At 61.2% G+C, this 19,844-nt stretch carries 20 protein-coding genes; 11 read left to right on the plus strand and 9 right to left on the minus strand.

The genetic code is table 11. The annotated features are described in order from the left end of the window. The first annotated feature begins 22 nt into the window (after positions 1–22). The 5 genes from CI807_RS12555 (at position 23) to CI807_RS12575 (ending at position 3,531) form a co-directional block, all read left to right on the plus strand. Entirely contained in the window at positions 23–1,042 is a 1,020-nt protein-coding gene (locus CI807_RS12555; RefSeq protein ID WP_095014886.1) for an alpha/beta fold hydrolase, read from the plus strand. A 55-nt stretch (positions 1,043–1,097) separates the two neighbouring features. Then, on the plus strand, positions 1,098–1,751 hold the full coding sequence (locus tag CI807_RS12560; RefSeq protein ID WP_095014887.1) for a DsbA family oxidoreductase: 654 nt from the start codon (positions 1,098–1,100) through the stop codon (positions 1,749–1,751). Positions 1,752–1,832: 81 nt separating this feature from the next. Continuing rightward, positions 1,833–2,753, plus strand: a complete 921-nt coding sequence (locus CI807_RS12565; protein WP_033896393.1) for an arginase — start codon at positions 1,833–1,835, stop codon at positions 2,751–2,753. Beyond that, positions 2,750–3,130 carry a transporter gene (locus tag CI807_RS12570; protein ID WP_010212789.1) on the plus strand — a complete coding sequence of 127 codons (381 nt, stop codon included), beginning with the start codon at positions 2,750–2,752 and terminating at the stop codon, positions 3,128–3,130. Before CI807_RS12565 ends, CI807_RS12570 begins: the two co-directional genes overlap by 4 nt. Beyond that, positions 3,127–3,531: an EamA family transporter gene (locus CI807_RS12575; protein ID WP_033896394.1), complete on the plus strand. Its 405-nt coding sequence runs from the start codon at positions 3,127–3,129 to the stop codon at positions 3,529–3,531. The genes CI807_RS12570 and CI807_RS12575 overlap by 4 nt, the downstream gene beginning before the upstream one ends. A gap of 4 nt (positions 3,532–3,535) precedes the next feature. On the opposite strand, the gene CI807_RS12580 is transcribed toward CI807_RS12575, so the two are convergent. Further along, positions 3,536–4,402 (minus strand): fatty acid desaturase, encoded by an 867-nt coding sequence (locus CI807_RS12580; RefSeq protein WP_095014888.1) that lies wholly within the window; start codon positions 4,400–4,402, stop codon positions 3,536–3,538. A gap of 55 nt (positions 4,403–4,457) precedes the next feature. Continuing rightward, positions 4,458–5,228: a MipA/OmpV family protein gene (locus CI807_RS12585; RefSeq protein WP_095014889.1), complete on the minus strand. Its 771-nt coding sequence runs from the start codon at positions 5,226–5,228 to the stop codon at positions 4,458–4,460. A gap of 228 nt (positions 5,229–5,456) precedes the next feature. Here CI807_RS12585 and CI807_RS12590 point away from each other — a divergent pair, with 228 nt between their 5' ends. From CI807_RS12590 to CI807_RS12615, 6 genes are read left to right on the plus strand one after another with little or no spacing between them, the layout of a single operon-like run. Further along, positions 5,457–6,158: an MtnX-like HAD-IB family phosphatase gene (locus CI807_RS12590; RefSeq protein ID WP_016977484.1), complete on the plus strand. Its 702-nt coding sequence runs from the start codon at positions 5,457–5,459 to the stop codon at positions 6,156–6,158. Next, positions 6,151–7,545, plus strand: coding sequence for an aspartate aminotransferase family protein (locus CI807_RS12595; protein ID WP_016977483.1), 1,395 nt, complete (start codon positions 6,151–6,153; stop codon positions 7,543–7,545). The genes CI807_RS12590 and CI807_RS12595 overlap by 8 nt, the downstream gene beginning before the upstream one ends. Beyond that, on the plus strand, positions 7,542–8,408 hold the full coding sequence (locus CI807_RS12600; RefSeq protein WP_095014890.1) for a carboxylesterase: 867 nt from the start codon (positions 7,542–7,544) through the stop codon (positions 8,406–8,408). The genes CI807_RS12595 and CI807_RS12600 overlap by 4 nt, the downstream gene beginning before the upstream one ends. A 16-nt stretch (positions 8,409–8,424) precedes the next feature. After that, positions 8,425–9,549 (plus strand): GNAT family N-acetyltransferase, encoded by a 1,125-nt coding sequence (locus tag CI807_RS12605; RefSeq protein ID WP_095014891.1) that lies wholly within the window; start codon positions 8,425–8,427, stop codon positions 9,547–9,549. After that, positions 9,549–11,318 (plus strand): HAMP domain-containing sensor histidine kinase, encoded by a 1,770-nt coding sequence (locus CI807_RS12610; protein ID WP_095014892.1) that lies wholly within the window; start codon positions 9,549–9,551, stop codon positions 11,316–11,318. Before CI807_RS12605 ends, CI807_RS12610 begins: the two co-directional genes overlap by 1 nt. Further along, positions 11,308–12,705, plus strand: a complete 1,398-nt coding sequence (locus CI807_RS12615) for a sigma-54 dependent transcriptional regulator (RefSeq protein ID WP_095014893.1) — start codon at positions 11,308–11,310, stop codon at positions 12,703–12,705. The genes CI807_RS12610 and CI807_RS12615 overlap by 11 nt, the downstream gene beginning before the upstream one ends. Positions 12,706–12,776: 71 nt before the next feature. Here the strand turns inward: CI807_RS12615 and CI807_RS12620 are convergent, their stop codons facing one another. The 7 genes from CI807_RS12620 to CI807_RS12650 form a co-directional block, all read right to left on the minus strand. Then, positions 12,777–13,115 (minus strand): GlpM family protein, encoded by a 339-nt coding sequence (locus CI807_RS12620; RefSeq protein WP_016977478.1) that lies wholly within the window; start codon positions 13,113–13,115, stop codon positions 12,777–12,779. Then, complete coding sequence (locus tag CI807_RS12625; RefSeq protein ID WP_095014894.1) at positions 13,115–14,464, minus strand: sigma-54 dependent transcriptional regulator; 1,350 nt, start codon at positions 14,462–14,464, stop codon at positions 13,115–13,117. Before CI807_RS12625 ends, CI807_RS12620 begins: the two co-directional genes overlap by 1 nt. Continuing rightward, positions 14,461–16,362, minus strand: a complete 1,902-nt coding sequence (locus tag CI807_RS12630; protein ID WP_095014895.1) for a sensor histidine kinase — start codon at positions 16,360–16,362, stop codon at positions 14,461–14,463. The genes CI807_RS12625 and CI807_RS12630 overlap by 4 nt, the downstream gene beginning before the upstream one ends. 55 nt (positions 16,363–16,417) lie before the next feature. Further along, positions 16,418–17,152 (minus strand): amino acid ABC transporter ATP-binding protein, encoded by a 735-nt coding sequence (locus CI807_RS12635; protein WP_003188952.1) that lies wholly within the window; start codon positions 17,150–17,152, stop codon positions 16,418–16,420. Continuing rightward, complete coding sequence (locus tag CI807_RS12640) at positions 17,149–17,820, minus strand: amino acid ABC transporter permease (RefSeq protein WP_010212763.1); 672 nt, start codon at positions 17,818–17,820, stop codon at positions 17,149–17,151. Before CI807_RS12640 ends, CI807_RS12635 begins: the two co-directional genes overlap by 4 nt. Further along, positions 17,820–18,566 carry an amino acid ABC transporter permease gene (locus CI807_RS12645; RefSeq protein WP_010212762.1) on the minus strand — a complete coding sequence of 249 codons (747 nt, stop codon included), beginning with the start codon at positions 18,564–18,566 and terminating at the stop codon, positions 17,820–17,822. The genes CI807_RS12640 and CI807_RS12645 overlap by 1 nt, the downstream gene beginning before the upstream one ends. Positions 18,567–18,759: 193 nt before the next feature. Next, positions 18,760–19,686 (minus strand): glutamate/aspartate ABC transporter substrate-binding protein, encoded by a 927-nt coding sequence (locus CI807_RS12650; protein ID WP_016977962.1) that lies wholly within the window; start codon positions 19,684–19,686, stop codon positions 18,760–18,762. Between the last annotated feature and the right edge of the window lie 158 nt (positions 19,687–19,844).

Genomic DNA, 19,844 nt, shown 5'->3' on the forward strand with positions numbered 1-19,844 from the left:
GTTCTGCGTTTCGGTGTTTTTCATGCGCGTGTTGTTTTTACTGGCCGCTCTGTTGTTCGGCCTGCCGTCCTTTGCGGCTTCTCGATGTGACGTCAATGTCCCGACCCAAACGGTCGACCTGGCTCAGGTGAGCATCGCCTACCAGAGCATCGGTCGTGCGTCCGATCCGGCGTTGCTGCTGGTGATGGGCCTGGGCGGGCAGTTGATCCATTGGCCGGATGAAGTAGTGGTTGCCCTGTGCCAACAGGGTTTCCGGGTGATCCGTTACGACAATCGTGATGTCGGCCTGTCCACTTGGCGCCAGGCGCCGGCTAATGCCAACCTGACTTTTGAAGTGCTGCGCTACAAGCTTGGGCTGCCGGTGGCGGCGCCCTACACGCTGACCGACATGGCCGACGACGCCATCGGCTTGATGGACGCCCTGCAGATCCAGCAATTCCACGTGCTGGGCGCGAGCATGGGCGGCATGATCGCCCAGCACCTGGCTGCGATGGCACCGCAGCGGGTCGAGAGCCTGACGCTGATCATGACCAGCTCCGGTGCCGAAGGCTTGCCTGCGCCGAATGCGGCGCTGGTACAACTGCTGTCGCGGCGTAGCGCACCGAACCGTGAAGTGGCCCTAGAGCAGCAAGCCGATTTGCTGGCGGCCCTGGGCAGCCCGAATGTGACGGATGATCGCCAGGCGCTGTTGCACCAGGCGGCGCTGTCCTACGACCGCGCCTTCAACCCCGACGGCGTGAAGCGCCAGATCATGGCGATCCTCGCCGAACCCAGCCGCGTGCCCTTGCTCAACCAACTGCGCGTGCCAACTCTGGTGGTGCACGGCACCGCCGACCCGCTGTTACCGGTGATGCACGGCGTGCACCTGGCGGCGCATATCCAGGGTAGCCAGTTGAAACTGATCCCTGGCATGGCCCATCGTTTCCAGGAAGCGTTCAAGGCGCCACTGCTGACGGCGGTGCTGCCGTACTTGCAAGCCCATCGCCAAGACGCGGCGCACTGGGCGCAGATTGACCTGGGCGAGCCTTCGAAGGTGCTGTGACATTGGTGTATCGTGCAACCTTTGTGGCCCATTTGCGCCTGCGAGGTTGCCTGTCATGAGTACTCCCCTGAAAATCGATTTCGTCAGCGACGTGTCCTGCCCCTGGTGCATCATCGGCCTGCGCGGGCTGACCGAAGCCCTCGACCAGTTGGGCGCCGAAGTCCAGGCCGAGATTCATTTCCAGCCGTTCGAGCTGAACCCGAACATGCCCGCTGAAGGGCAGAATATCGTCGAGCACATCACCGAAAAATACGGCTCCACCGCCGAGCAATCCCAGGCCAACCGCGAACGTATCCGCGACATGGGCGCCGGGTTGGGCTTTGCCTTTCGCACCGACGGCCAGAGCCGCATCTACAACACCTTCGACGCTCACCGCCTGTTGCATTGGGCCGGGTTGGAAGGCTTGCAGTACAACCTCAAGGAAGCGCTGTTCAAGGCCTACTTCACGGATGGGCAGGACCCGTCCGACCACGCCACCCTGGCGATCATCGCCGAAAGCGTCGGTCTGGATATCCAGCGTGCGGCCGAGATTCTCGCCTCCGATGAATACGCCGCTGAAGTGCGCGAGCAAGAGCAGCTGTGGATCTCCCGTGGCGTGACCTCGGTGCCGACCATCGTCTTCAACGACCAGTACGCCGTCAGCGGCGGCCAGCCGGCGGAAGCGTTTGTAGGGGCGATCCGCCAGATCATCCAAGAGGCCAAAGGCTAAGCGCTGGCCCGTCCCTTGCATTGACCCCCTAAAGCCCATCCGGTACCGGATGGGCGCTGCCATTAGGGGTGAAACATTACCTTGAATATTCTTGACCTCGACCACAGCCTCACCGGCCAGGCACCGATTGCCCGGCGTCTGGCCAGCGGCCGTGCCACGCGTATCGACCTGCTGGACCTGGGCCCCAAGCTGCGCCTGTGGTCCACCGAAAAAACCTGGAAACGCTTCGCCGAACGCCTGGCCCAACGGCCACGGCCCACCGATGCGCGACCGGAAATTCTGTTTGTCGGCTCCGGCGACTATCATCACCTCACGCCGGCCTTTCTCGCCGACCTGAAAGAACCCATCAGCCTGATCCACTTCGACAATCACCCCGACTGGGTACGCTTTGCGCCCAAGCGCCACTGTGGTTCGTGGGTCAACCGCGCGCTGAAGATGCCGGCGATCAAGCGCATCGTCACCCTCGGCCCGTGCAGCGACGACCTGCACAACCCGCAACTGCGCGGCGGTAACCTCGGTGCCCTCAAGCGCGGGCACTTGCAGTTGTTTCCCTGGCAGCATCCGCCGTCGAAAGTCTGGGGCCGGGTAGGGGATGGCGCCGGTCACCAGCAGCAGGAAAACCACCTGTATTGGCGCAACCTGGCCGAGCTGGATTGGGCGCAATTCCTCGATCAGATGATCACCAGCCTGCCCACCGAAGCGATCTGGATCACCATCGACAAAGACGTACTCGCCAGCGAAGACGCGGCCACCAACTGGGACCAGGGCGGCATGCGCCTGACCCATCTGCTGCAAGCCCTGCGGGCCTTGGCAGCGCGTAAACGCATCATCGGCATCGACGTGTGCGGCGAGTTCGCCACGCCCGCCTTCAGCAATGCGTTCAAGCGTTGGGAAGCCAAGTCCGACCAGCCACCGCCCGAGCGCTGGAGCGCCGAAGATCTGCAGCGCAACGCCGCCACCAATGAAGCCCTGATCGACCTGTTTGAGGAGCTGTTCCCGTGACGTTGACCGTGGTGTTGCTGGTAGCGTTTTCCATCGTGCTCGATGTGATCGGCCAGTTGTGTTTCAAGATCGGCCTCGACCGTTTGCCTGAACTGGACGGCGGTTTTCGCCTGAATGCGTTCTGGGGCCAGGTGTTCAATGCGCCGTTGTTGTGGGCCGGGATCGGCGCCTATGCCATTGAGTTCTTCGTGTGGCTCGAAGCCTTGTCCCGTGCGCCGTTGAGCCTGTTGTTCCCGGCCGCTGCGCTGGCTTATTGCGGCGTGGTGCTGGCGGGCAAGGTGGTGCTGGGCGAAACCGTCAGCCGCCGCCGCTGGCTGGGCACGCTGGTGATTACCTTAGGCGTGATGTTGGTAGCCATTGCAGGGAGTCAGGCATGAGTACGCAAACGATGAATAATGGATGGCTGCACGGGCGCCTCGGCACGGTGGTGCTGTGGGCATTGTTGATCTGTACCGAAAGTGCCGGCCAGTTGTTTACCAAAGTGGCCGGGGATCAGTTGGGGCAGATGGATTTGAGCTGGCAGTGGCTGGCGGACGTGGCGCGTAACCCTGGGATTCTGGCAGCGATCGCCAGCTACATCGGCGCGTTTTTCGTGTGGATGCTGATCCTGCGGCGCAGCAGCTTGTCCCTGGCGTTTCCGCTGAGTTCACTGGTGTTTGTCGTGGTGTTGCTGGGGTCGTGGCTGGGGCTGGGGGAACATATCAGCCCGCTGCACTGGGTGGGGGTGGCGGTGATTATCGGCGGTATCGCCCTCCTGGCAGAGGGCGAAGAAAACTGAGTGCCTAGGGTTTGCGGTGTGCCACCAAAAACCCTAACCCATGGGACACCGCAAGCGCCTTGACCCCCGCCGCACGCTGCTGCTCGGCAATCTCGCGATGAAACGCCTTTACCTGGGTCCAGTGCATCTTGGGCCGGTAGTGGTGCTCGGCGTGGTAGCCGTTGTTCATCCAGATCAGGTTGTACAGCACGCTGTAAGAGCTCACCCCCCAGGCAATCGGCAGGTCCGGGTTGCCGCCGAAATGTTCGTAGTAGCCGTTGAGCGATGACAGGCACTGGCCCAGGTACCAGAACGGCAACAGCCACAGCACCGCCTGCCAGTTGTAGAAGGCCAGGGCGATATAAAACGCCACCGTCATGCCGATCTCGACTTTGACCCAGCGTGCATCGGCCGGGCGCTTGCGCTTCATCTCGTCATAGAACGGCTTGGGATCGTCGCGGAAAAAACTCAGGAAAGTGTAAGCCCACGGATTTTCCGGCTGGCCATTGTGGCCGCGCTGGTAGATCGACAGCGGGTCGATGGTTTTACCGTCCGGGCCCGGCAGGTCGGCGTTGCCACGGTGATGGCGGTTGTGGATATCGCGGTAGAGCGTCTGGGAAAAACCGATGGTCACCGACAGCAGCAGGTCGAACGCCCGGTTCATCGCGCGATGGGTGAAGTAGGCGTTGTGGATCTGGTTGTGGGAGATGCTGTTGATGCTCCACGACAAGCTGATCGCATAGATCAGCGCCAGGGGCACGAGCGCCCACCAGCTCAGGCTGTGGAACGCGCTGACCAGCCAAATGACAAAGGCGAAATGCGCCAGGCCCAGGGCAATGGGGATCAGGTCCCACAGCGAATGATGCAACAGGCGATAAGCGGGGCGAGCCATGAAGAGTGTCCTGGAAAAATGGATTCCAGGACCTCATTGCAAACCCCAGACCAACCTAGTCGAACTTGTAGCTGATGGCCGTCTGCACCTGGCCCTGGTTCACGTCGCCGGTCTGCCGGACGATGCTGCTGTCGGCCGCCGAGCCCACCAGGTGAACCCAACTGGCGCTGGTCAGCAATGACCATTTAGCCGCCAGGGGAAACTCGAAACTCTGGGTCAGCGTCAGGTTCTGGAAGCCGCCACTGGCGTTATAGGGGCGAAAGCCCGTGGCCGCGGCCTCGTTGTCATCCACGCCGAAAAACGTGTTGGTCTGGCGTGCGTCGGCAAAATGCGCGACCAGGCCGCTGCTGCCGATAATCCCGCCACCCAGGGGGTACCCCAGTTCGCCGCCGACTTTGCCCAGGGCACCGCTCTGCGAATGCCCCCCGCCCACGGCTTGCCCCAGTTGCGCATAGACCCGCCAGAAATCAGCCGGGGCGTATTGGATGAAACCACCGACTTCCGCCATGTCCGACACATTGCGCAGGCCCTGCAGATCGCCATTGGACGTGCGGCCCGACAGGTAATTGATGTAGGGGCCGGCGGTCAGGCCCTGGGTGTTGAGCGCGCTCCAGGTCAGGCCGTCATCGGTGCTCAGGCTGACATCGCCCCAGTCCAGGTCGAAATAGGGAACGGGCCGCGTTTCGTAGCGGCTGCCGGTAGGGTCATGAGGTTGGTAGCTGACGCCCGCGCCCACTTCACCGGTGATGCCCTCGGCCACCGCAGCGTTTGAAAAGCCCCACAGGCCAAGTAAACCGGCGAGTGCAGCGCATGTGATCCTCAACATGGTCACAGTTCCTTGATTGAATATGCGCGCATGAACGCGCAAAGCATCCTTTCCACGCAAGCACTCATCTTGTTTGTAGCAAGCTACAAAAATTGTAGCTCCTGCGACACAAATCGCTGGCCATGCCAGGCAAAACCCCAGCCCTGCTGGGCGGTGGCCAGTTGGCACACTCTCTGCTCTACACCTTGTTGCAAGCGCACACAGCGCGCTCCTCCAAGGTAAACAACGATGATCCAGTGGCATATCGTGTGTGACTTCGACGGGACCATTACCCCCACCGATGTCATCGACAACGTCCTCCAACGCTTCGCCGGCCCCGAGTGGGAAACCATCGAACAGGAATGGCTGGATGGGCATATCGGTTCACGCGAATGCCTGAGCCGCCAACTGGCGCTGATCAAGGCGACGCCTTCCGAATTGCTGGCGTATTTCGACAGCGTCGAGATCGACCCGGACTTCCCGGACTTCGTCGACCACGTCATGGGCCTGGGCGCAACCATCGAAGTGGTCAGCGACGGCATCGAGCAGGGCATTGCGCGGATCCTTTCACGCAACTACGTGACCTTGCTGCCGATCCTCGCCAACCGCCTGCGCCAGGTCGACCAGAACAGCTGGCGCATCGACTTCCCGTATTCCAGCGACGCCTGCCGTGCCGCCTCCGGTAACTGCAAGTGCAAGTCCACGCCGCGCAACAAGCGCGTGCTGGTGATCGGCGACGGCAAGTCCGACATGTGCGTGGCTTCCACTGCCGACTTTGTGTTCGCCAAAGGCAGCCTCGCCAAGTACTGCGAAGCCAACAACATTCCTCACGCACGCTTCGACACCTTTGCCGAACTGCCTGCGCTGCTGGCCCGACTGCCGCAAGGCATCGCCGCCAACGCCACCTCCTTTACTGCTGCTGACAATCAGGAACTCTTCCACCATGTCTGATATCCGTATCGCTACCGCCGAAGACCAGATCCTTCTGGATAAAGAAGCCAAATACTGCTCCTACGGCGACACCGTCCACTACATCGAGCCGCCGCGCATTTTCAGCCGTTGCGAAGGCTCCTACGTGTGGGACACCGAAGACCAGGCCTACCTCGACCTGCAAATGTGGTACTCGGCGGTCAACTTCGGCTACGCCAACCCGCGCCTGAACAATGCACTGAAACAGCAGATCGACACCCTGCCGCAAATCGCCAGCCAGTACCTGCACAAGGGCAAGATCGAGCTGTCGGAAATGATCGCAGTCGACGCCAAGAAGAAATTCGGCCTCGACGGTCGCGTGCACTTCAACGTTGGCGGTTCGCAGTCCATCGAAGACTCCCTGAAGGTCGTGCGTAACGCCACCAATGGCAAGAGCCTGATGTTCGCCTTCGAAGGCGGCTACCACGGGCGTACCCTCGGCGCTTCGTCGATCACCTCCAGCTACCGCTACCGTCGCCGCTACGGCCACTTCGGCGAGCGCGCGCAGTTCATCCCGTTCCCGTATCACTTCCGTGGCCCTAAAGGCATGACCAAGGAAGAGTACGGCAGCCACTGCGTGCAGCAATTCGCCCGCCTGTTCGAAACCGAATACAACGGTGTGTGGGACCCGAAAGTCGGTTCCAGCGAATACGCTGCGTTCTACGTTGAGCCGATCCAGGGCACAGGCGGCTACGTGATCCCGCCGATGAACTTCTACCGTGAGTTGAAGCACGTGCTGGATCAGCACGGCATCCTGATGGTCTCCGACGAGATCCAGATGGGCTTCTACCGCACCGGCAAACTGTGGTCGATCGAACACTTCGACGTGCAACCGGACGTGATTGTGTTCGGCAAGGCGCTGACCAACGGCCTCAACCCACTGGGCGGCATCTGGGCCCGTGAAGAGTTGATCAACCCGAAGATCTTCCCGCCAGGTTCGACCCACTCCACCTTCGCCTCCAACCCATTGGGCACGGCGGTAGGCCTGGAAATGTTCAAGATGACCAACGAAGTCGACTACGGCGCGATGGTCATGGCCAAGGGCAAGTTCTTCCTCGAAGGCCTGCAAGACCTGCAGAAGCGTTTCCCGATCATCGGCGACGTCGACGGCCTGGGCTTGGCCCTGCGCTGCGAAATCTGCGGCCCGGATGGTTTCACGCCGGACAAGGCGACCCTGGACTATATGGTCGAAGAAGGCATGAAGGGTGACATGGTGGTGGACGGCCAGAAACTCGGCCTGATCCTCGATGTGGGCGGTTACTACAAAAACGTGATCACCCTGGCACCGTCCCTGGAAATCAGCTACCCGGAAATCGAACTGGGCCTGAAGCTGCTTGAGCAACTGCTGGTGCGGGCGACCAACCGGTGAACACAGCAGAGATCGACCTCGGTGAAGGTGATGCCGGTTTCGTTCTCGGTGATGGTCCGGTCGGGATCCTGTTGATCCACGGCCTGACCGGCACCCCGACGGAATTGCGCCAGGTCGCCAAGGGCCTGGCCAAGGTGGGCAATTGCACGGTGTACGTGCCCACCCTGGCCGGGCACTGCGGTGATAACAGCGACCTGCAAGCCACCGGCTGGCGCGACTGGTATGAAGGCGTGCGCAGAACCTTCGTGGCTGTGAAACAGCGCCATGAACAGGTGTTCGTCGGTGGCTTGTCCATGGGCGCGGTGATGTCGATGTACGTGGCCGCCGAGCACCCTGGGCAAGTCGCCGGGCTGCTGATGTATTCCACCACCCTGAAGTACGACGGATGGAGCATCAACAAGCTGGCGTTTCTCACGCCGTTGCTTATGAAAATCCCCTTTGGCGTGCATATCTGCCGCTTCGAAGAGAAGCCGCCGTATGGCATCAAGAACGAGCGCCTGCGTGGCATCGTCGAGCGGCAGATGAAGGAGGGTGAGAGCAGTGAGGCGGGCTTGCTGACCATGGAGGGCATCACTGTGCGCGAGTTGCACCGGATGAACGCCGTGGTCAAGAAGCGTATGCCGCAGGTCAAGGTGCCGGCGTTGGTGTTGCACTCCATCGAGGACGATATCACCAGCCGTTGGAACGCGGACTATGTGGAACGCCACCTCGGTGGGCCGGTGACCAAAATCCTGCTGGACAACTGCTACCACATGATCACCGTCGACTTGCAATACCGCCGTGTGATCGAGTTGAGCGCGGAGTTTGTCGGGCAGCATGCCGAGTCCATTCCGGCCCCTCAAGATTATCGACAGCGGGCTTGAGCCTTAAGGAAACCCTGTGATTACCGCCCAAGCCTTCCCGACCATCCGGGCCCTCCAGCGTAGTGCCTGGAACGACTGTTTCCCGGGTGCCCTGGAGGACTGGGACTATTACGTCGCCGTGGAAAACGCCGCCATCGATGATTTTCAGTGGCGTTACCTGGCGGTTTACGACGATGGAACGTTGGTGGCTGTGGCCGCGGCGTTCATCACCCATTATCGCCTCGACACCACGGTGTCGGGCGCCGGCAAACGCTTGACCGAGCGTGTGGAGCGACTGTGGCCGGGGCTTTTGCAACTGGGGCTGTATGCCCTCGGTTCCCCCGTGGCGGAGCGCTGCGACGTTGGTTTTGCCAGCAATGTAGCGGATGCACGCCGCCCGCTGCTGCTCAAGCACCTGCTGGAAGCCGCGCGCCAGGATGCCGATGACTTCGGTATCGGCCTGGTGGCGGTCAAGGACGCACCGAGCAAAGACCCGCACTGGGTCGAGAGTTGCCGCGCGGCAGGCTTCCAGAGCATGCCGAGCTTGCCCACGGGGGTGTTGCCGCTGCCCTACGGCTCGGTGGACGCTTACCTGGGGTCCCTGGGCAAATCCACACGCAAGGACCTGCGCCGCAAACTGCGCGCGCCGGGGCCACGGGTGGAGTGGCGGCGAAATATCGACGACGTGTTGCCCGAGGTCATGCGCTTGTACGAGGCCACGCTGACGCGTGCGGAGTTGCAGTTTGAGCGGCTGCCCGCCGGCTACTTCACCGGAGTGCTGGAACGGCTTGATGAGCGGGCGGTCTGTGTTCTTTACTGGGTGGATGAGCAACTGGTGGCGTTCAACCTGATCCTGGTGGACGAACACCGGCTGGTGGACAAGTTTTTCGGGCATGACGTGGAATTCACCCGTGACTACAACCTGTACTTCCGTAGCTGGCTGACCAATGTGGACTACTGTATTCAACACAATATTGCCGTGTATGAGTGCGGCCAGGCCGGGTATGCCAGTAAGCTGCGCCTGGGTTGCGAGTTCCAGGGCAACAGCGTGTTTTTCCGCCACCGCAACCGGCTGGTCAACGGCCTGCTCAAGCTTGTAAAACTGTTTATTCGACCGGATCGTTCCGACCCTGCCATGGCTGCTGCGATAAGCGAAACCTGATGATCACCAAGACCCGCCAGAAAGCCCGCCCCTTTGCCATTTCGCGCTGGAGCGTCCAGCGCAAGCTGGTGCTGGCGTTCTGGTTGGTCAGCGTGATTCCCACCATGATCGCCGCCGAACTGGCGGCCACCACGTTGTCGCAGATATTCGACAGCAACGTGCGCATCTGGCTGCAGGAGTCGACCAAGATCGTCAAGGACGAGATCGGCGACATCCTTCACGACAACGCGCGCATGGCCAAGCTGTTCCTGCGCTACACCAGCCCGCCCTCGAGCCGGCAAGCCGCCAAGCACGACCGCCTGACCGCCGACATTGCCGACGCCACCGATATCGACGTGGTGGCACTGATTCGCGTGAGCGACCACAAGCTGGTGTTTAGCACTGCCTCTGACGACATCATCAAGCAGATCAGCCTCACCAGTAACGCCGTATTACAGACCGTTCAGGTGGCTGGGGTGAGCACAGGTGTGGTGGTGTCCACCTTCGAGACCACCCAGGACGGCGTCGATTATGTGCTGCTGGTAGCCACTTACCTGGACAGCAGTTTCCTCACCAGCGTGGCCGACGTGCACTCCCTCGACCTGCGCCTGTACCTGGCCAACCCCAATGGGTTCTCAGAGATCTTCTCGACCCAACGCTTTGAAGATCACCCGTCGCGCATCCCCAAGAACGTCGAAATCGCCATGCGCAGCACCAAGCAACCGAGCGAGCAGTTCACCAACAACTACAGCGGGTTGTACTGGCCGATCTTCAACGACGCCGGTGAGCTGCAAGGTGTGATCTTCAGCGGCTTGTTGCGCCACACCAGCCTGGTGGGGTTGGTGAACCAGAGCAACCTGTTCGTGCTGATCTTCCTGCTCAGTTCGGCGCTGTCGCTGGCCGCCGGCGTGCTGGTGTCGCGGCGCTTGACCAAGCCGCTGCGGGACCTGTCCCAGGGCGTAAGCGCAGTGATTTCCGGTGATTACGCGCACCGCGTGGTGGTCAGCGGTGGCGACGAACTGGCGCAGTTGAGCAGCACCTTCAACCATATGACCGAACGTCTGGGCGAGCTGCATCACCTTGAAGCCCAGCTACGTCGACGTGATCGCCTGCACGCCCTGGGTGAGGTCGCCATGGGCCTGGCTCACGAAATCCGCAACCCGCTGGGCATCATCAAGACGGCGACACAGTTGCTGCACCGCCGCGCCGACCTGGCGGAAACCGACAAGCGCCATCTGGAATATGTGGTCAGCGAGGTCAGTCGCATCAACGACCTGATCACCGAGTTCCTCGACTTTGCCAAGCCCAACCCGCCATTGCGCGTGTTGCTGCCGGCGCGCCCGTTGGTGGAGGAAATCCTCGGCTTCTGCGCGCCGGAACTGGCCACCCATAACATCGACGCGCACATCGACGACCAAGCACCCGGAGCGACGATCTACGCGGATGCCAAGCAGCTCAAGCAGGCGTGCCTCAACCTGATCCTCAACGCCATCGACGCGATGCCCGAAGGCGGGCGCCTGACCCTGGGCATTCGCACGGAAGGCGAGAACACGCTGATCAGCATTACCGACACCGGCCAAGGCATTCCGGCGGACATGATCGAGCGCATCTTCACGCCATTTGTCACCACCAAGGCGTCGGGCACCGGGTTGGGCCTGGCCAAAGTCTATTCGATCATGGAAAGTCACGACGGCAGCATCGAATGTGCCAGTGAGAAAGATGCCGGCGCCACCTTCAGCCTGTACATTCCGGCGAGTGGCGAAGACGACGAGGACAGTCATGACGCATAACATTCTGGTAGTCGACGACGAACCCAAGCTCTGCGACCTGCTGGCCTCGGCCCTGGGCCAGAACGACGTGCAGGTGTTTGTCGCTGGCAACGGCCTGCACGCGCTCAAGGTGCTGGAGCAGGAAGACATCGACCTGGTGATCAGTGACTGGCGCATGCCAGGCATGGACGGGCCGGCGTTGCTGGCCGAGATCAAAGTGCGCTACCCCCATGTGCCGGTGATCGTGATGACCGCCTACAGCACAGTGAAAAACGCCGTGCAGTCGATGCGCAACGGCGCCTACGACTACATCGCCAAGCCGTTCGATATCGACGAGCTGGACATCACCGTGGCCAAGGCCCTGCAATTTCGCGACATCATGCGCGACAACGCGCGCATGCGTGCCGAGCTGGACGAACACGCCCAGTTCGACAGCCTGGTGGGCGACAGCCCGGCGTTTCGCAAGGTGCTGCAAGCTGTGGACTCGGTGCGCGACAGCAGCGCCACCATCCTGCTGACCGGCGAAAGCGGTACCGGCAAGGAGATGGTCGCCCGCGCCATCCACAAGCATGGCAGCCGCGCCGACAAACCCTTCGTGGCGGTCAATTGTGCGGCAATCCCGGAAGGGTTGCTGGAAAGCGAAATGTTCGGCCATCGCAAAGGCGCGTTTACCGGCGCCGTGGCGGACCGGGTAGGGCGCTTCCAGCAAGCGGACAAGGGCACGCTGTTTCTTGATGAAGTGGGTGATATGCCCCTGGCGTTGCAGGCCAAGATCCTGCGGGCGTTGCAGGAGCGGGTGATCGAACCGGTGGGCGATCCCCGTGAACGCAAAGTGGACGTGCGCGTGATCGCCGCGACCAACAAAAACCTGCTGGAGGCAGTGGCCAACAAGGAATTTCGCGAAGACCTGTACTACCGCCTCAACGTGTTCCCGATCCCGCTGCCGTCGTTGCGCGAACGGGTCGAAGACATCGCGCCCCTGGCCCGTCACTTCGCCCAGACCCTCAGCGCCACCGCCGGTAAACGCATCACCGGCTTCAGCCCGGAGGCGTTGCAGGCCATGGCGGCGTATCACTGGCCGGGCAATATCCGTGAGCTGCAGAACTGCGTGGAGCGCGCGACTATCGTGGCGGCGTCGCCTGTGATCGAAGACATCGACTTGCCGGGTTACTTGTTTGCTTCGAAACCAAGCGAGGAGGGTGTGACGGCGATCCTCAGCGATGGGCCAGGCATTCCCCAGGACCTGGATGCGGCGCTGGCAGAGGTGGAGAAGGCCTACATACTCGCGGCGTTGCAGGAGAGCAACGGCGTGCAGGCTGCGGCGGCGGCGAAGATCGGGATTTCGGAGCGCAGCTTTTGGTACCGGCTGAAGAAGCTGGGCATTCAGGTCGACAAAATCGTCCGCTGACCTGTCTGATACACCTCAATCCAAATGTGGGAGAAGGCAAGCCAGCTCCCACAGTTTTTGACCGAGTTGTGTCAGGCGTGTAGGCGGACCCAGACGCTCACCAACACCGTCGCGGCTATTAGCCATGCGACTGCGGCCACAGCTAATGAAGCCTCCAACCGCATCCGATCCACCATCACATACAACGTCGCCAAATACACAAAATACGGAATGATCGACCACATCCCGAACAGGATCGTGGTCTTCAAGTCGTCCACCGAACGGCCTTTGCCGACGATGTAGTGGGCAATCAACGCAAACGTCGGAAACAGCGGCACCAGGCCTGCGATGTAGTAGTTCTTGGTCTTGGCCAGCGCCGCCAGGATCAACACCACCGCCGCGCCCAGGGCGGCCTTCAAGAACAGATCCATCAGTGGCTCAACCCGTATTTTTTGACTTTGTCGAACAGCGTGGTCTTGGCCATCCCCAGTTCCTGGCTGGCCTGGGTCAGGTTGCCGCCGCTGCGTTGCAAGGCATCGTTGAGCAGGTTGCGTTCGAAGGCTTCCACCGCTTCGGTGAAGGCCAGGCCCTGGTTGCCGCTGCTGGCGCCGCTTTTCTTGAAGGCCGGCAGGCCCAGGGCGAAGCGTTCGGCGACGTTGCGCAGTTCACGCACGTTGCCCGGCCAGTCGTGGCTCATCAGGCTCGACAGGGTCTGGTTGTCCAACTCCGGCACACTGCGGTCAAAACGCAGCGACGACTGCTGCAGGAAGTGCTCGAACAGTTGCAAGATGTCTTCGCGACGCTCGCGCAACGGCGGCAGTTCCAGCGTCACTACGTTGAGGCGATAGTACAGGTCGCTACGGAACTGATTGGCACGGCTCAGTTCATCAAGGTCCGACTTTGTGGCGGCGATCACCCGGCAATCCACCGCCACGCTCTGGTTCGACCCCAGGCGCTCCAGGGTGCGCTCCTGCAACACCCGCAGCAGTTTGATCTGCAGGTTGATTGGCATGCTTTCCACTTCATCGAGGAACAGCGTGCCTTCGTGAGCGTGTTCGATCTTGCCGATGCGACGTTTGCCTGCACCGGTGAAAGCGTTGGCTTCGTGGCCGAAAATCTCGCTTTCGAAGAGGTTCTCCGGCAGGCCGCCGCAGTTCAGGGCGACGAACTGGTGGGAGTGGCGCCGGCTGAAATCATGCAGGCAGCGCGCGACCAGTTCCTTGCCGGTGCCAGTCTCGCCTTCGATCAGCACGTTGGCCGAGGTGTCGGCCACATTGGCGATCAGCTCGCGCAGGTTCTGCATGGCCGGCGAGCGGCCGATGATGCGGCCTTCCAGTGAATCGCGCTCGGCCAATTGGCGGCGCAGCGACCAGACTTCCCGTGCCAACCCGCGCTGCTCCAGGGCGCGACGGGCGACGTCGACCAGGCGTTCGGGGGAGAAGGGTTTTTCCATGAAATCATAGGCGCCGTTGCGCATCGCGCCGACAGCCATGGAGATATCGCCGTGCCCGGTGATCAGCACCACTGGCAGGCTTTTATCCAGGGCCTTGAGGCGGGTGAGCAGTTCCAGGCCGTCAATGCCTGGCAAGCGGATGTCGCTGATCACGATGCCCGCGAAGTTCTCGCCGATACGTTTCAACGCTTCTTCAGCGCTGCCCACGCCGACACTGGGAATGTCTTCCAGGGCCAGGGCCTGCTGGCAGCCGAGCAGCACATGAGGATCGTCTTCGACGATCAGCACCGTGAGTTCGTCTTTAATGGCTTTAGCGTCTGTATTCATGTCGACTCAGCTTTTTGAGCGCCCGCCAACGGCAGGCACAAGACAAAGGCCGTTCCACCACTGGCCGGGTGTTCCACGGCAAGGTTGCCGCCGGTGGCTGCCGCGAGGCTGGCGGACAGCGTCAGGCCCAGGCCCAGGCCTTGCTCGCCGGGCTTGGTGGTGAAGAACGGTTCAAACAAATGCTTGCGCGCCTCGGCGTCGATACCGTGGCCATTATCGCGCACGTGCAGGCGGTATTTGCCCTCGCTGCTGCTGCCCTCCAGCCACAGCTCGGGCGTGGGCTGGGCCTGCATGGCGTCCAGGGCATTGCCGATCAGGTTGACCAGTATCTGCTCCAGGCGCGTCTGATCGATTTGCAATTGGGCGTGGGAAAAGTCGCGATGCAGAGTCAGCGGCAGGCTGTCCAAGCGTGCGCCAAGTACCTGGAAGGCGGCGTCGACCGCTTTGGCCAGGCTGGCTTCACCCTGGTCATCGCCGCGCCGGGCGAAGGAGCGCAGGCTGGCGGTGATGCGGCCCATGCGGTCGATCAGTTCGTTGATGGTCTTGAGGTTGGCGCTGGCGGTGTCGAGGGCGCCGCGCTCAAGGAAGCGCACGGTATTGCCGGACAAGGTGCGCAGCGCCGCCAGTGGCTGGTTCAATTCATGGGCGATGCTGGTGGACATCTGGCCGATGGCCGCCAGTTTGCCGGCCTGCACCAGCTCATCCTGGGCGCGGCGTAGCGTCTCTTCGGCCTGGCGTCGTTCGCGGATCTGGCCCTTGAGTCGCTCGTTGCTGGCGCGCAGGTCGGCGGTGCGCTCGGCGATCCGCCGTTCCAACTGGCTGTTGGCTTCCTGCAAGGCCTCACGGGCTGCGAGGCGGGTGGCGATGACCTTGCGCCGCTCATTCCAGGCGATTAGTAAAAACGCGACCAAGCCGAACGCGACGGCCACCAGGATGCCCTGATTGATGGCGGCGCGGCGCAGGTCATTCAGGGGGGTGAGCAGGGTGAAATTCCATGGCGTGTCATTCAGCGGCCGGGTCTGCGCCAGGTAGCTGACCTCGTGCTCGTCGTTGACCACTTCACTGTTGGCCGGGAAGGTCAGTTTCTCGGTGCCTTCGTTGAGACGCTCGCGGGCCAGGGGCTCAAGTTCGTTCAGCGTTGCCCAGTAATATTGCAGGCTATGGGCCAGGCGGTCCTTGGTGTCATCGCTCAGCGGACGCACGGCCTTGAGGCGGCGGGCCGGGTCGCTGGAAAGGATGATGATGCCGTTCTCGTCGCTCACAAAGGCTTCAAGGCGCGCGCGCTGCCAGCGCTCTTCGAGGGCTTCGAGGCGCACCTTGACCACCGCGACGCCGATGATCTTGCCGTGCTCTTCCAGGCCATGGGCCAGGTAGTAGCCGGGTTCGCCGTTGGTGCTGCCGATACCGTAGAAACGGCCCGGCTGGCCACGCACGGCATTCTGGAAATAGGCACGGAAGGACAGGTCTTCACCCTGGTAACTGTCAGCATCGCGCCAGTTACTGGTGGCCAGCACGCGGCCAGTGGTGTCCATCACGTAGATGGCCCGACTGCGACTGCGTCGGTTCAGGCCTTCGAGGTAATCGTTGACGGTCTTGCGGGTTTCCTGGTTCGGATCGGCCAGCAGCGTGGAGACGCTGGACTCCAGTTCGAGCAGGCTGGGCAGGTAGGTGTATTTGCTCAGTTCGCTTTCGACGGTGCGGGCATGCAGCTCCAGCTGGCGTTCGCCGGTGTCGCTGAGGGTGCGGATGCCGTAGTACTCACTGACCCAGAAGCCGATGAAACCCAGGCCGATCATCAGGGCGATGATCAACGGCGGCAGGAACAGTTGGCGGATCAGGCGTGGTTTCACGGCAAGTGATGGCGGTGCGGCGCGAAATTGGTTGGGGTCGCATTTCATCACAGATGCCTTGGGTCAGCTACCGCGGCTGCCTACTGTAGGAGCGAGTTGCTTTTTAGTGCTGCAGGATTTTCTCAAGGAAGTGCTGCGCGCGTTCGGAGCGGGCGCTGATGTCGCCGAAGAACTCTTCTTTCGGGCAGTCCTCGATGATCTTGCCAGCGTCCATGAAGATCACGCGGTCGGCCACTTTGCGGGCGAAGCCCATTTCGTGGGTCACGCACATCATGGTCATGCCTTCGTGGGCCAGTTGCACCATCACGTCGAGCACTTCGTTGACCATTTCCGGGTCCAGCGCCGAGGTCGGTTCGTCGAACAGCATGACGATCGGGTCCATGGCCAGGGCGCGGGCAATCGCCACACGTTGTTGCTGACCACCGGAGAGTTGGCCAGGGTGCTTGTGGGCGTGTGCCGACAGGCCGACGCGGTCGAGCAGTTGCAAGCCTTTCTTGGTGGCTTCTTCCTTGCTGCGGCCGAGCACCTTGATCTGCGCGATGGTCAGGTTTTCGGTGATGGTCAGGTGCGGGAACAGCTCGAAGTGCTGGAACACCATGCCCACGCGCGAACGCAGTTTCGGCAGGTTGGTCTTCGGGTCGGCGATGGAGGTGCCGTCGACCACGATGTCGCCCTTCTGGAACGGTTCCAGCGCGTTGACGCACTTGATCAGGGTGGATTTGCCCGAACCGGACGGTCCGCACACCACGATCACTTCGCCTTTTTTAACCTCGGTGCTGCAATCGGTCAGCACCTGGAAGTCGCCATACCACTTGTTGATGTTCTTGATAGAGATCATACGGCAAACCTTTTTTGCAGACGCTTGACCAGCAGCGAGGCGGAAAAGCTGATGATGAAGTAGACGACACCGGCAAAGATCAGGAACTCGTTGGAGCGGCCGATGATGTCGCCGTTGGAGCGGGCGGAGTTGAGGAAGTCCACCAGGCCCACGGTGTAGACCAGCGAGGTGTCCTGGAACAGGATGATCGACTGTTGCAGCAGCAACGGGGTCATCTTGCGGAACGCCTGGGGCAGGATGATCAGGCGCATGGTCTGGCCATAGGTCATGCCCATCGCCTGTGCCGCCGCCATCTGGCCTTTGGGGATCGACTGCACACCGGCCCGTACGATTTCGCAGAAGTACGCGGCTTCGAACATCATGAAGGCCACGACGCAGGAAGTGAACGCACCGATCGGCGTGTCTTCGCCAGTGATCCAGCGCAACACGAACGGCACCGCCAGGTAGAACCAGGTGATCACCAGCAGCAGCGGGATCGAGCGGAAGTAGTTCACATAAGCGCCGGCAACGCGCGACAGCAGTTTGCTGGACGACAGGCGCATCAGCGCCAGGACCGTACCCAGCGCAATGCCGCCGACCACGCCCATGACCATCAACTGCAAGGTCATGACCATGCCGTTCCACAGGCCTGGGATAGCGGGGATGATGCCGCTGAAATCGAAGTCCATTATTTACCCCCCACGGAGATCAGGCCGGGCACTGCGACTTTCTTCTCGACCAGGCGCATGAGCAGCATCAGGCTCATGTTCAGGGTGAAATAGATCAGCGTGGCCAGGGTGAAGGCTTCAAACAGGTTGGCCGAGAATTCGGCGGTCTGTTTGGTTTGCGCCAGCAGTTCCATCAGGCCGATCAAGGACGCTACGGAGGAGTTCTTGAAGACGTTAAGGAATTCCGAGGTGAGCGGCGGAATGATGATCCGGTAGGCTTGTGGCAGCAGCACGTTCCAGTAGATCTGCGGCAGCTTGAAGCCCATGGCGCGCGCAGCGGATTCCTGGCCGCGTGGCAGCGCCTGGATGCCGGTACGCACTTGCTCACACACACGGGCGGCGGTGAACAGGCCCAGGCACACGACAACGCTCAGGTAGGCCGAGGTGGTCGGGTTGAGGTCTTGTTTGTACCAGTCCTGCAGGTTCTGCGGCAGCATGTCGGGTACCAGGAAGTACCAGATGAACAGCTGAACCAGCAGCGGCACGTTACGAAACAGTTCCACGTAGCAGGTCGCGATGCCCGATACGATGCGGTTTGGCACGGTGCGCATGACGCCCAGAATGGACCCCAGCAGCAAGGCGATAATCCATGCCACGACAGCGATGGCGATGGTCCAGCCCAAGCCGGCGATGTACCAGTCGAGATAAGTCTCGCTGCCCACGCCAGTGGACTTGAAGAACACGCCCCAGTCCCAGTTGTAATTCATTAGGGTCTCCCCTCGAAGTCGATCGATGTACAAGCACCCGCTTGGGGAAGATCCTTTCCCGCCTGACGGTGAACGCCAGGCACACGCGATCGGCTCGAAAACCGCCAGGTCGAGTGTTCCAAAATAAAGCCAGCAGGTAGTAACAGACGCCTGAGGGAGGGTGGCTCCCTCAGGAGATAAGCTTAGTCAGGTATCAGATTTTTACGTCAGGCGCTGGCTTGTCGCTCGGGTTGGCGATCAGCTCCTTCACCTTGTCGCTCATCGGGAAGTTCAGGTTCAGGCCTTTTGGTGGGATCGGGCTCTCGAACCACTTGCTGTAGATCTTGTTGATTTCGCCGGATTTGTACAGGGCAACGATGGCGTCATCGACCGCTTTCTTGAAGGCCGGGTCGTCTTTACGCACCATGCACGCGTAGGCTTCGAAGGACTGCGGAGTACCGGTGATGACCCAGTCGTCCGGCTTCTTGGCCTTGGCTTCTTCACCGGCCAGCAGGGCATCGTCCATCATGAAGGCAACGGCGCGGCCGCTTTCCAGCATCTGGAAGGATTCGCCGTGGTCTTTGGCGGAGATGACGTTCATGCCCATTTGCTTGTCGGCGTTCATCGCTTTGATGATGCGCTCGGACGTGGTGCCAGCGGTGGTCACGACGTTCTTGCCTTTCAGGTCAGCGAAGTCGGCGTAGGTGGGCTTGCCATCCTTGTCTTTCTTGACCAGCAGACGGGTGCCGATTTCGAAGATGTTGACGGTGAAATCAACTTGCTGGGCGCGTTCGGCGTTGTTGGTGGTGGAGCCGCACTCGAGGTCCGCGGTGCCGTTCTGGATCAGCGGAATACGGGTTTGCGAAGTGACCAGGTTGTACTTGGCCTTCAGATCGGGTTTGTTCAGGTCTTTTTTCAGTTGCTCGACGACGGCCAACTGAATGTCGTGGGAGTAGCCCACGGGTTTGCCCGAACCATCCGCGATGTAGGAAAACGGAATGGAGCTGTCGCGGTGAGCGAGAGTGATGGTGCCGGAGTCGTTGATCTTCTTCAGCGTGCCGGTGAGTTCGGCGGCGAAAACTGGAGTGCTGATCAGAGCAGCAGCGATAGCTGCGCCCAGAATATGGGGAACGATGCGCATCAATACTTCCTCGACATTTGTTTTTTTTATGAAGCCGGCTAAACGGCTCTCTTGTACAGCGAATGCCCGTGACGGCTCCTGAGGCGTCCCAGGCAATCGTCCAAGAGTGTAGAGCATGAGTCGTGCCAGGCCTGAAATAAATGATTAACTGTTTGATA

It is taken from the genome of Pseudomonas sp. NS1(2017), assembly GCF_002269425.1.
Taxonomy (GTDB): Bacteria; Pseudomonadota; Gammaproteobacteria; order Pseudomonadales; family Pseudomonadaceae; genus Aquipseudomonas; species Aquipseudomonas reactans.

Excerpts from the sequence above, each read along its gene's own strand:
- CI807_RS12585 (WP_095014889.1), bottom strand. The coding sequence starts at position 5,228 with ATGTTGAGGATCACATGCGCTGCACTCGCCGGTTTACTTGGCCTGTGG.
- CI807_RS12580 (WP_095014888.1), bottom strand. The coding sequence starts at position 4,402 with ATGGCTCGCCCCGCTTATCGCCTGTTGCATCATTCGCTGTGGGACCTG.
- CI807_RS12615 (WP_095014893.1), top strand. The coding sequence starts at position 11,308 with ATGACGCATAACATTCTGGTAGTCGACGACGAACCCAAGCTCTGCGAC.
- CI807_RS12635 (WP_003188952.1), bottom strand. The coding sequence starts at position 17,152 with ATGATCTCTATCAAGAACATCAACAAGTGGTATGGCGACTTCCAGGTG.
- CI807_RS12650 (WP_016977962.1), bottom strand. The coding sequence starts at position 19,686 with ATGCGCATCGTTCCCCATATTCTGGGCGCAGCTATCGCTGCTGCTCTG.
- CI807_RS12610 (WP_095014892.1), top strand. The coding sequence starts at position 9,549 with ATGATCACCAAGACCCGCCAGAAAGCCCGCCCCTTTGCCATTTCGCGC.
- CI807_RS12645 (WP_010212762.1), bottom strand. The coding sequence starts at position 18,566 with ATGAATTACAACTGGGACTGGGGCGTGTTCTTCAAGTCCACTGGCGTG.
- CI807_RS12640 (WP_010212763.1), bottom strand. The coding sequence starts at position 17,820 with ATGGACTTCGATTTCAGCGGCATCATCCCCGCTATCCCAGGCCTGTGG.
- CI807_RS12555 (WP_095014886.1), top strand. The coding sequence starts at position 23 with ATGCGCGTGTTGTTTTTACTGGCCGCTCTGTTGTTCGGCCTGCCGTCC.
- CI807_RS12630 (WP_095014895.1), bottom strand. The coding sequence starts at position 16,362 with ATGAAATGCGACCCCAACCAATTTCGCGCCGCACCGCCATCACTTGCC.
- CI807_RS12590 (WP_016977484.1), top strand. The coding sequence starts at position 5,457 with ATGATCCAGTGGCATATCGTGTGTGACTTCGACGGGACCATTACCCCC.
- CI807_RS12575 (WP_033896394.1), top strand. The coding sequence starts at position 3,127 with ATGAGTACGCAAACGATGAATAATGGATGGCTGCACGGGCGCCTCGGC.
- CI807_RS12595 (WP_016977483.1), top strand. The coding sequence starts at position 6,151 with ATGTCTGATATCCGTATCGCTACCGCCGAAGACCAGATCCTTCTGGAT.
- CI807_RS12625 (WP_095014894.1), bottom strand. The coding sequence starts at position 14,464 with ATGAATACAGACGCTAAAGCCATTAAAGACGAACTCACGGTGCTGATC.
- CI807_RS12620 (WP_016977478.1), bottom strand. The coding sequence starts at position 13,115 with ATGGATCTGTTCTTGAAGGCCGCCCTGGGCGCGGCGGTGGTGTTGATC.
- CI807_RS12560 (WP_095014887.1), top strand. The coding sequence starts at position 1,098 with ATGAGTACTCCCCTGAAAATCGATTTCGTCAGCGACGTGTCCTGCCCC.